Source organism: Psychromonas hadalis ATCC BAA-638 (genome assembly GCF_000420245.1).
Taxonomy (GTDB): Bacteria; Pseudomonadota; Gammaproteobacteria; order Enterobacterales; family Psychromonadaceae; genus Psychromonas; species Psychromonas hadalis.
The window spans coordinates 1-9,145 of record NZ_ATUO01000141.1 but is presented as its reverse complement, the minus strand read 5'-3'; the positions used below and the strand labels follow the sequence as shown (position 1 = coordinate 9,145).

At 38.1% G+C, this 9,145-nt stretch carries 13 protein-coding genes and 1 pseudogene; 10 read left to right on the top strand and 4 right to left on the bottom strand.

What is annotated here, in order from left to right; genetic code table 11:
• The 3 genes and pseudogenes from G322_RS22910 to G322_RS0114865 all read left to right on the top strand — a co-directional run.
• Positions 1 to 165: pseudogene (locus tag G322_RS22910) on the top strand (SEC-C metal-binding domain-containing protein); the annotation flags it as partial.
• A gap of 62 nt (positions 166 to 227) precedes the next feature.
• The gene (gene mutT, locus G322_RS0114870; RefSeq protein WP_033422197.1) at positions 228 to 620 is read left to right on the top strand and encodes an 8-oxo-dGTP diphosphatase MutT; all 393 of its coding nucleotides are present in this window, start codon (positions 228 to 230) and stop codon (positions 618 to 620) included.
• A gap of 17 nt (positions 621 to 637) precedes the next feature.
• Positions 638 to 874 carry a hypothetical protein gene (locus G322_RS0114865; RefSeq protein ID WP_022942534.1) on the top strand — a complete coding sequence of 79 codons (237 nt, stop codon included), beginning with the start codon at positions 638 to 640 and terminating at the stop codon, positions 872 to 874.
• On the opposite strand, the gene G322_RS0114860 is transcribed toward G322_RS0114865, so the two are convergent.
• Together G322_RS0114860 and nadC are read right to left on the bottom strand one after the other, a co-directional pair.
• The gene (locus tag G322_RS0114860; protein ID WP_022942533.1) at positions 858 to 1,688 is read right to left on the bottom strand and encodes a DNA ligase; all 831 of its coding nucleotides are present in this window, start codon (positions 1,686 to 1,688) and stop codon (positions 858 to 860) included. The genes G322_RS0114865 and G322_RS0114860 overlap by 17 nt on opposite strands.
• A 78-nt stretch (positions 1,689 to 1,766) precedes the next feature.
• Positions 1,767 to 2,618, bottom strand: coding sequence for a carboxylating nicotinate-nucleotide diphosphorylase (nadC, locus tag G322_RS0114855; RefSeq protein WP_022942532.1), 852 nt, complete (start codon positions 2,616 to 2,618; stop codon positions 1,767 to 1,769).
• A 114-nt stretch (positions 2,619 to 2,732) separates the two neighbouring features.
• On the opposite strand from nadC, the gene coaE reads away from it, so the two are divergent.
• Genes coaE through G322_RS0114835 form a run of 4 tightly spaced genes read left to right on the top strand, consistent with a single transcriptional unit; the run spans position 2,733 to position 4,696 of the window.
• A complete protein-coding gene (coaE, locus tag G322_RS0114850; protein ID WP_022942531.1) occupies positions 2,733 to 3,326 on the top strand; it encodes a dephospho-CoA kinase in 594 nt (197 codons plus the stop codon).
• A 26-nt stretch (positions 3,327 to 3,352) separates the two neighbouring features.
• Complete coding sequence (zapD, locus tag G322_RS0114845) at positions 3,353 to 4,093, top strand: cell division protein ZapD (protein WP_022942530.1); 741 nt, start codon at positions 3,353 to 3,355, stop codon at positions 4,091 to 4,093.
• Positions 4,094 to 4,121: 28 nt separating this feature from the next.
• Positions 4,122 to 4,325 carry a DNA gyrase inhibitor YacG gene (gene yacG / locus G322_RS0114840; RefSeq protein WP_281166527.1) on the top strand — a complete coding sequence of 68 codons (204 nt, stop codon included), beginning with the start codon at positions 4,122 to 4,124 and terminating at the stop codon, positions 4,323 to 4,325.
• A 23-nt stretch (positions 4,326 to 4,348) separates the two neighbouring features.
• A complete protein-coding gene (locus tag G322_RS0114835; RefSeq protein ID WP_022942528.1) occupies positions 4,349 to 4,696 on the top strand; it encodes a HopJ type III effector protein in 348 nt (115 codons plus the stop codon).
• A gap of 2 nt (positions 4,697 to 4,698) precedes the next feature.
• On the opposite strand, the gene G322_RS0114830 is transcribed toward G322_RS0114835, so the two are convergent.
• Entirely contained in the window at positions 4,699 to 5,151 is a 453-nt protein-coding gene (locus G322_RS0114830) for an Lrp/AsnC family transcriptional regulator (protein ID WP_022942527.1), read from the bottom strand.
• A gap of 140 nt (positions 5,152 to 5,291) precedes the next feature.
• Here G322_RS0114830 and G322_RS20980 point away from each other — a divergent pair, with 140 nt between their 5' ends.
• The gene (locus G322_RS20980; protein WP_022942526.1) at positions 5,292 to 6,311 is read left to right on the top strand and encodes a PLP-dependent cysteine synthase family protein; all 1,020 of its coding nucleotides are present in this window, start codon (positions 5,292 to 5,294) and stop codon (positions 6,309 to 6,311) included.
• Positions 6,312 to 6,323: 12 nt separating this feature from the next.
• Entirely contained in the window at positions 6,324 to 7,358 is a 1,035-nt protein-coding gene (locus tag G322_RS0114820) for an endonuclease/exonuclease/phosphatase family protein (protein ID WP_022942525.1), read from the top strand.
• Between the two features lie 338 nt (positions 7,359 to 7,696).
• Here the strand turns inward: G322_RS0114820 and G322_RS0114815 are convergent, their stop codons facing one another.
• The gene (locus G322_RS0114815; protein ID WP_022942524.1) at positions 7,697 to 8,890 is read right to left on the bottom strand and encodes a PilZ domain-containing protein; all 1,194 of its coding nucleotides are present in this window, start codon (positions 8,888 to 8,890) and stop codon (positions 7,697 to 7,699) included.
• A gap of 61 nt (positions 8,891 to 8,951) precedes the next feature.
• Here G322_RS0114815 and tnpA point away from each other — a divergent pair.
• Positions 8,952 to 9,145 (top strand): IS66 family insertion sequence element accessory protein TnpA (tnpA, locus tag G322_RS0114810; RefSeq protein WP_022942523.1); only part of this gene is annotated, 194 nt, incomplete at its 3' end.

The window sequence follows — 9,145 nt, the reverse complement described above, 5'->3', positions numbered from 1 at the left end:
ACGTGAGATGTTACATGCAGGAGCTTCAAATGGTGAGCAAACTGCTGATGATAAAAGCGTGGCAGATCCTTTTGTACGTGGAGCGCGTAAAGTAGGTCGTAACGAGCCTTGCCCATGTGGATCTGGCAAAAATTCAAACAGTGTCACGGTAAATTAAACGCTTAATTACTGTGCTAAAAAATAAAATGGCTCTTTTGAGTCATTTTTTTTGCCCTTAAAAGAGTAAAATGATGAAAATGATTGATATTAGTATTGCGATTGTGAAAAATGAGCAAGATAACTACCTGATCACCTTGCGCTCTGATGATGTCCATCAAGGTGGGAAATGGGAGTTTCCGGGGGGAAAAGTAGAAGCCGATGAAACGCCTGAGCAAGCGATGTTAAGAGAGTTATTTGAAGAGGTTGGATTAATAGCAACTGAGTATCAACTTTTTGAAAAACTGTTTTTTGACTATGGTGATAAACAGCTTAATCTATATTTTTATCTTATTGAAGGTTTTACAGGTAGCGTCATAGGTAAAGTAGGCAAAGAGGGGCAACCATTAAAATGGGTGAGCAAATCAGATCTTGCTGATTATGATTTCCCTGACGCTAATAAAAAAGTGATCGCTAAGCTATAGTTTAAGCAGGAGCGCTTATGAATAATATTATCTACCTTTGTGATCGTTTAGATAATTTCAAAAAAATTGAGCCTCTCATCAGAGAGATCTGTCTCTCTGCGGGTGGCACTGATCTGATGGCTACAGAGGTGATCATGGAGTATAAAATCTATTTTGAGCAGTTATCTGCACTGAGTGAAAAAAGAGACCTCTCAGCGTCATTAAATCATGCTTGCCATATTATTCTTGGTCTGCTTATTAAGGAGAGGCTTTAACTCTAATACGCAGGTAACTGGCAAAACGTGGTACATTATTTTTAGTTTTTCCGATATATTTAAAGGTGATGATATCACCAATTTGAGGGGGATTTTCGCGCTCATTGTCTGTAAATCCAGTGCCTATTTTAAAAGTAATGCCATCAAGCGTTTTAACCAATAATGCCCCCATTCGGCCTGTATGTTTTCCTTTTCCTGCAATATGCCCTAAAATGATTGCCTCAGCGTCCTCATGACGTTTTAGTTTCATTAAATCTGCACTGCGTTTCACTTGATAGTAAGCGTTGATATGGTGCAACATTAAGCCCTCTCCGCCGGCAGCAATCACTTCATCAAGCTTTGATTGCAATGCTTGATGAGTGGATATTTTTTGCTGTGGAATCATCTTTAAATAGGGAGAGGCGCTACTGTCGACTAACTGCTTGATCACTGTTAAACGTTGTGTAAAAGTGGCCAGTGAACTAGGTAGGTCAAACACCCTAAAAGTGATCGCTTGCCAAGCCTGTGGATCTCCTTTATGTGAACGTACAATCCCTGAAACTTGTTCAAATTGTCCTCGTTTTATCCATAATTCACCATCAAGTGGCACATTAGGAAAATCAGCTGTAAACCATGTTGGCGCTGGAAAATAATTACCTTGACGAGAAAGAAGCTGTTTACCATCCCAATAACCACGTACACCATCGAGTTTTTCACTGACCCAATAGTGGTTAATAATAATATCTTCATGGAATTTTGTAGCAAGTTGGATTGGAGGAGGGGCTGCTTGTAATAATGGGGAGAATAAGAGTAAAAATAGTAGAATAAGTGGCATAAAAACTCCCTAGTATTCTAATAGTCTAGGAAGTTTTATCGAAGTTGCAATTTATTCCAATTTTAAAGTAGAAACAAGCTAATCAACAAAACGCATTGATAAGTCGATGGCGTTTATATGTTTCGTTAACGCCCCTACAGAGATATAATCAACACCGGTACTTGCGTAGGTTAAAATGGTGCTGGTAGTGACATTACCTGACACTTCTAAGTCCGCAGTATGGTCATTATTTTTGTTTATCTGCACGGCTTCAATCATCATTGGCACGGTAAAGTTGTCTAACATCACACGTTGTGCGCCTGCATTGAGGGCTTGTTTGAGTTCATCGAGGCTTTCAACTTCAACTTCAACCCAGCGTTCAGGATGTTGTTGATTGGCCATCTCAATCGCTTGTTTAATACCGCCACAGGCTAAAATATGGTTCTCTTTAATCAAATAAGCATCAAATAACCCCAAACGGTGATTAAAACCACCCCCACATAATACCGCATATTTCGATGCGTTACGTAAACCGGGCAAGGTTTTACGGGTATCAAGTAGCTTACAACGGGTATCGCGGATCAGATCCATATACTGTTTAACACGGGTTGCGATACCTGACAGCGTTTGAATAAAATTCAGCGCACTACGTTCGCCTGTTAACAGCGTACGTGCACAACCCTCAAGTGTAAACAGGGTCGTATTGGCTTTAACAAAGTCACCATCTTTCACATGCCAAGTAATTTTTACGTTATCACCTAACTGTCTAAATACCTCTTGTGTCCATGCTTGACCACAAAAAACAGCATCTTCACGGGTGATCACAATCGCCTTCGCCTGTTTATCCTCAGGAATTAAATTGGCGGTAATATCTCCTTCAGCAGGTGACAAACCATTTAAATCTTCATGCAAAGCAATTCTAACACTTTCTGAAATCTCTTTTTCAACCATGATTTTTCCCAAGCAATAATATAAAAGACAAAATAAAAATTAATTTTAGCATGAAGTTAAGATTTAATAACATAACTCTTATAAAATGATTGAAACACAAGTTGAGGGAAGGTGATGAGTTTAATCATAGGGTTAACAGGGGGGATTGGCAGTGGGAAATCAACTGTGGCTAATCTCTTTAAAGGGTTAAACATCGAGGTGGTTGATGCCGATATTGTTGCGCGTTTAGTGGTACAAAAAGGACAACCTGCACTGCTTAACATCAGCAAATATTTTGGTTTGGATATCCTGCATAAGGGTGAGTTAAATCGCAGTAAATTGCGTCAAATTATCTTTACGGATATACAGAAAAAAGCGTGGTTAAATAATCTGTTACATCCGCTTATTCGCGCCGAGATGTTAGTGCAACTTGCGCAGGCAAAAAGTGATTATGTGATATTAGAAGCGCCACTGCTGTTTGAAAATGGACTTCAATCTTATTGCGATCAGGTGGTGGTGGTGGATATAGATGAACCGTTGCAAATAGCGCGTGCGACAAGTCGTGACAATACCACTGAAGCACAAATAAAAGCGATTATAAACAGTCAAATTAGTCGTGAGCATCGCTTAAAAAAAGCTAACTTTGTGATAGATAATAATGGGGTTTCACTCACGCAGTTAGAAAGTTCGGTTATTGCTTTAGATAAACAACTTCGAGCGTTACAATAGCCAATAATTGATTAAATGAGATAAAAATGACCAATATGATCACATTTGAATACCCACTAAATGAAAAGATGCGCAGTTATTTACGTTTTGAGTTTCTCTTTCTGCAAATTATTAAAAGCAAACAGTTTACCAATGAAAGTGAAATAACAGTTTTCTTTAAATCTTTATTTGAGCTGTTGGAGCTTAATGAGCGTTGTGATATTCGCCATGATTTGGTTAAAGACCTACGTCTGTTATCGGATCAGATGAAGGTGTGGTTAAAGCATGATGAGGTGGATCATCAAGCAGTATCCTCTCTTTTAGTAGAGATAGCGTCATTAACAGAAGCATTATTAGCGATGCCTAAACAGTTACGCTATTTTAAAACTAACCGTTTTTTGAGTTCTTTAAAACAGCGTTTTTGCATACCGAGTGGAAGTTGCAACTTTGACCTGCCCCAATATCATTTTTGGTTAGCAGAAAACGCTGAAAAACAGCGTAAAGATGCAGACGTATGGCTTAGCCCTTTTGATGCATTGCAAAAAGCGCTGTTACTCTTCTTGAAAATAAAACGCTCTCAGGGCAGTGTTTCAACACAAACTGCGGTAAATGGTTTCTACCAGGGCGCTGTGGAAAATAGTTGTTTTGTTAGTGTTGAGGTAGATATTTCGTTGGCTGTTTATCCCATGATAAGTGGTCATAAAAACAGGTACTCAGTGCGTTTTATGAGTGCGGATATTGAACATCACCTCTCAAAAAATATCGAATTTAAACAGATCTGTTGCTAGTTCTGAATTCACAATGTTCAATTAAAAAATGGAAAGTAAAAATATGAAAGTAAATTGTCCAACCTGTAAAAAAGAGGTGCAATGGGTGAAAGAGAGCTTACATCGGCCATTTTGTAGTAAACGTTGTCAGCTTATCGATTTAGGGGAGTGGGTTGATGAAGAGAAGTGTATTAAAGGCGAAAGCGTCAGTGCTGAAAATCTACCTCAAAACAAAACCATCTATTTTGATTAGACCTCTTTAAATAAGGAAAATATATGTTGGTTAATAAATTTTTAGAAAAGTTAAATACAGCCCCTGAAAGTATTGAATTTACCGATACCATGGCGGTGATTGAAGCAAACTATCTTTTCGCAGAAACTCATTTTACTAATGGCAAGCAACAAAATGAAGCGGGTCAAAACTCAGGCTCGTGTAAACTGTTTGCGTTTGCGCAGTTACAAAACTTAAACGAGTCGCAGACGTTAGCCTGTTTTGGCCTCTATTACCGTGACGATGTTTTGCAACATCCAACCGCGGATGATCACCAAAATATCCGCCAATTTATGATCAATGGGTGGGCGGGTATTCAGTTCACAACGCCTGCTTTAACGACTAAAAAATAGTTTTATAACGGTAGCTCTGTGGTGTATTTAAGTTGTTGCATCGCAAAGCTAGAATTTACATCGGTTAACCCGCTGACATTGTTAACCAGTGTTTTATAAAATTGATCATAACTGCGCATATCTTTGACTAACACCTTGAGCATATAATCATATTCCCCCGCCATACGATAAAATTCCATCACTTGTGAAAAGCCCTTTACCTGTAAAACAAACGCTTCAAACCAGCTTTCAGAATGTTGTTGGGTTTTAATCTGTACAAACGCGATCAACTCTAATCCCACTTTTTCAGCATTAAGCAGTGCAACACGTTGTTTGATGAAACCTTCATTTTCTAAGCGTTTAATACGGTTCCAACAGGGTGTGGTCGTAAGGTGTAATTGTTCAGCAAGTTGTTGCAGTGATAATGAACAATCTTGCTGTAAAAGTGACAATATTTGTTTGTCTATTTTATCCATATATTACCTGTAGATTATTATTCTAATTATAAGCTAAATATAAGGTTAATTTTCTTTTTAGGCAATGTTTGTTAGCAAAATAGGAGTAAAATTCTGCTTGTTGTTCTTTATACTTGTTGCATCACAAAGGAGCAATAACCATGAACAAACAACGTCAATGGGTCAATAAAGCAATCGCACTGATTCAAGCAGATTACCAGCGTAGTGCAGACACACACTTAATTAAATTAGCACTGCCTGAATTTTCAGGGGTTGATATATATCTAAAAGATGAAAGCACTCACCCCACAGGTAGCCTTAAACATCGTTTAGCACGCTCACTTTTTTTGTATGCGTTGTGTAATGGTAAAATTAATCAAGATACCACTGTTATTGAAGCATCTTCTGGTAGTACTGCTATCTCAGAGGCTTATTTTGCGCGTTTATTGGGGCTAAGATTTATCGCAGTCATGGCGAAAAATACCAGTCATGAAAAAGTTTATCTCATCAATAATTACGGTGGGGAGTGCCATCTGGTTGAGTCGACTGAGATGATCTATGCAGAGTCTGAAAAGTTAGCAAAAGAGCTAAGTGGTTATTATATGGATCAATTTACTTATGCCGAACGTGCGACAGACTGGCGTGGCAATAATAATATTGCTGATTCTATCTTTAAACAGATGTTATTAGAGACCCATCCCGTCCCTAAATATGTGGTCGTTAGTGCGGGAACTGGTGGCACAAGTGCAACGATTGGTCGCTACATTCGTTATCACCAATTAAACAGTGAATTAGTGGTGGTTGACCCTGAAAATTCGGTGTTTTTTGATTATTTCCAAACAGGAGAGCAACAGCTGATTTGCCAACAGGGTAGCAAAATAGAAGGGATTGGCCGTCCACGTGTTGAACCCTCTTTTATTGCCTCACTGATTGATCGCATGATAAAGGTGGTTGACACTGAATCAGTGCAAACCATGTTATGGCTAGAGACAGTCTTGGGTCGCAAAGTAGGTCCAAGTACAGGCACGAACATGGTGGGTGTATTAAAACTGGCGAAAGAGATGCAACAAAAAGGAGAAAGAGGCTCAATTGTAACGCTGCTCTGTGATGGGGGTGATCGTTATTTAGATAGTTATTACAACCCGGAATGGGTTAAAATGAACATCACAGAAACTCAGTAAAAAGAAGATAAATTGAATATCGCCAATATCCCTAATAGCACGCTTAAAATAGCCACCTTTAACCTGTTTAACTACCTTGAGCCTCCCTTGGCTTTTTATGAGTTTGAGCGTATCTATAGTGCAGAACAATGGCAGAAAAAACAGAATTGGATCCGTGCTTATTTAGATGAATTTCAGCCTGATGTGGTTGGTTTTCAGGAGGTATTTAGCCCTGACACTTTACAAATATTAGTGAAAGCGTCAGGGTATGATTATTTTTCCGTTATAGATGAATGCAAAATGGAGGATGATTTTATCTGTTCAAAACCGGTGGTGGCTATCGCATCACGTTATCCTATTCGTGAGGTTTCGGCCGTTTCTTTGGACAAAAAACTGGCCACTGAAATGGGACTTGCAGAGAACTTTCGTTTTAGCCGAAAGATATTACGTGCCACCATTGACCTTCCTCATATTGGTGAATGTGATTGTTATGTGGTGCACTTTAAATCTAAAAGAGCCTCCTTTGAGCATATAGAAAATAAAGTTTTATCAGGTGAAGAAAATATTATTGAATCACTAAAAGCCAATGTTGCTGGTGGTTGGGCATCGAGTATTCAACGTGGTAGTGAAGCCAGTTTGTTAATGGTTGAGATGATAAAACGCAAAGTGGAAACAGCTAAACCGATGTTATTAATGGGGGATTTTAATAACAACCTCTGCGACGGCATACTTAGTCACCTCTTAACCGATGATCTGCGTTTTGTTTCGAAGTTTGATAAACAAGCCTTTTTAGAAAAGTATTGTTTGCATGATAGTTGGGATCTGTTTCAAGCAAGTGACCGTTATCAGGGAGAAAAACGCAAGGCAAGTCACTATTTTGGAGAAACCAGTTCAGTGCTTGATTATATCCTGCTCTCTTGCGAGTTTGATGCAACATACAATAAGAGTACTTTTTCGGTGAATGATTGCGCAACCTATGATCGTCACCTTATCAACCCTATTTTTGAGCGTGATGGTGAGAGTACCGATCATGGTATTGTATTAGTGACACTACAATTGCGTAGTTAACCTGAATTCTGGATAAGCGACGCTTGCTATTTTTGCGTCTATCTTCGTTAAATTGACTCAGAATCGCCTGCTATTCATTTCTAAATTTGGCCCGATGATCACAACATTTCAGCACTGGGTATATACCAATCCGCCTAAGTAACTGATCGTTTTTACTGGTTTAAATGACTAATATCTGCGTTGCATTCAATCGCAATAGCCGGCTATTATTCAATCATGCGCCTTGACCTTAGTCATTTACCCTGCGTAAAACCTGATCATTATATTAAGCGGAATGGTATTAGAGGTTTATTACATTTATTAATATTCAGCAACAGCACCATTAATCTGAACTCAGGTTAGCTTTTAAACTCTGAGGTTTTTTCAAAGTAATCAAAAATTTGCTGTAATTTTTTCTTATCTAACGCATTGAGTGGGTGAAAACGTATACCATAAAAGAAAGCTCCTTCCTGTTGCTCATGATGAACAACATCACCGAGTAGTGTGATAACTTGTGTGGCGTATTCATGGCTATCACTGGGTAAAGTGATGTTAAAAGAGACAGGAGTACGATGATTAAAAGTGACCGATTGCATCGACTTTATCTGTAGCCCAGATAAGCTGAGATCTTGTGTTAGCCCCTCAATACACTTATCAGCTTGTTGTAGTGAAACTTTTATCTGATTGTTGATACGTGGAAATGTGCGTTTATCGTTGCCTTTACGCGCTCTATCTTTTTTCTTGTCTACCTTGAATTTGTGGGATAATTGTCCAAGTTGCGTAGAGACTTTATTCAATTCTTGTGCAAAGAGTTTATTTTCATCTGTCTTAGTTGCACTCTCTTTTATTAATAATAAGCTATCATCTAGCGCTTTATATAAGCTATCTAGTTGGAATTGGTACTGTTTATTATGCTCTGTTAATTTAATGTCTATCTGTTGTTGTTTATTAATTTCCGTGGATAAAACTTCAATTAATTGGTTTGATTGTGGTGATTGCATTTGTGAATGTTCAAGTTGTATTTGTATCTCTTTAAATGCAACAGAAGTGGCATTAAGTTTCGTTTTTAGCTGTTTAACAACGGGAGATACTGACGCAATATCATTGACTGTTTTCTTTGCAAAGTGAGTTATTTGATTAGCTGTAAGCGTAAATTGCTCATTTTTTTTACCTGAACGAATTGCATCTATGGTCGCTTTTTGTGCTAACGCTTCTGTTTTAGAAGCGACCTCTTCAATATTTTCTAGTAGGTTATACAGTTTATCTGCGCTCTGTTGAACGCTTTTAAAGTTATCAATGATTAGGTTGTTATTAATTTGTGCTTCTTTGAACGCATCGATATTTGATAATAATAGTGCCCAGTATTGCGCCGTTGTTTGTTGATTGTTGTGATTGCTACTATTTTGTAAATTAAGTAGCTCCCTCAGAGAGTTATTGTACATTTGTAGTTTGTTAAGTTGTATTGTGAGTTTTTCATGCTGAGTGTATTGCAACTCATGGATGTTATTCATCTCATCAGATAATTGGTTAATCGTAAGCGTCAGGGCAACCACACCTTCATCTAATTTCTGATCTCAGTTATGTTATTTTCAAGTCAAATAAAAGGAAATAACAATGAAAATAACGCGCAACGAAACACAATGGCAGACCCTAGTAAAAAATCAACAAACCAGTGGGTTAACTATTTCAGATTACTGTCAACAACATCACTTATCAACGTCTAGCTTCTACACTTTCAAGAAAAAACTAGGCCTAACATCCAACAGCTTTGTTCGCGCTAAAGTGATACAACAAATTGAATTTATGGA

What these genes read in the sequence shown, in the direction of transcription:
- mutT (WP_033422197.1), top strand. Translation starts at nt 228, where the DNA reads ATGATGAAAATGATTGATATTAGTATTGCGATTGTGAAAAATGAGCAA.
- G322_RS0114865 (WP_022942534.1), top strand. Translation starts at nt 638, where the DNA reads ATGAATAATATTATCTACCTTTGTGATCGTTTAGATAATTTCAAAAAA.
- G322_RS0114860 (WP_022942533.1), bottom strand. Translation starts at nt 1,688, where the DNA reads ATGCCACTTATTCTACTATTTTTACTCTTATTCTCCCCATTATTACAA.
- nadC (WP_022942532.1), bottom strand. Translation starts at nt 2,618, where the DNA reads ATGGTTGAAAAAGAGATTTCAGAAAGTGTTAGAATTGCTTTGCATGAA.
- coaE (WP_022942531.1), top strand. Translation starts at nt 2,733, where the DNA reads ATGAGTTTAATCATAGGGTTAACAGGGGGGATTGGCAGTGGGAAATCA.
- zapD (WP_022942530.1), top strand. Translation starts at nt 3,353, where the DNA reads ATGACCAATATGATCACATTTGAATACCCACTAAATGAAAAGATGCGC.
- yacG (WP_281166527.1), top strand. Translation starts at nt 4,122, where the DNA reads ATGGAAAGTAAAAATATGAAAGTAAATTGTCCAACCTGTAAAAAAGAG.
- G322_RS0114835 (WP_022942528.1), top strand. Translation starts at nt 4,349, where the DNA reads ATGTTGGTTAATAAATTTTTAGAAAAGTTAAATACAGCCCCTGAAAGT.
- G322_RS0114830 (WP_022942527.1), bottom strand. Translation starts at nt 5,151, where the DNA reads ATGGATAAAATAGACAAACAAATATTGTCACTTTTACAGCAAGATTGT.
- G322_RS20980 (WP_022942526.1), top strand. Translation starts at nt 5,292, where the DNA reads ATGAACAAACAACGTCAATGGGTCAATAAAGCAATCGCACTGATTCAA.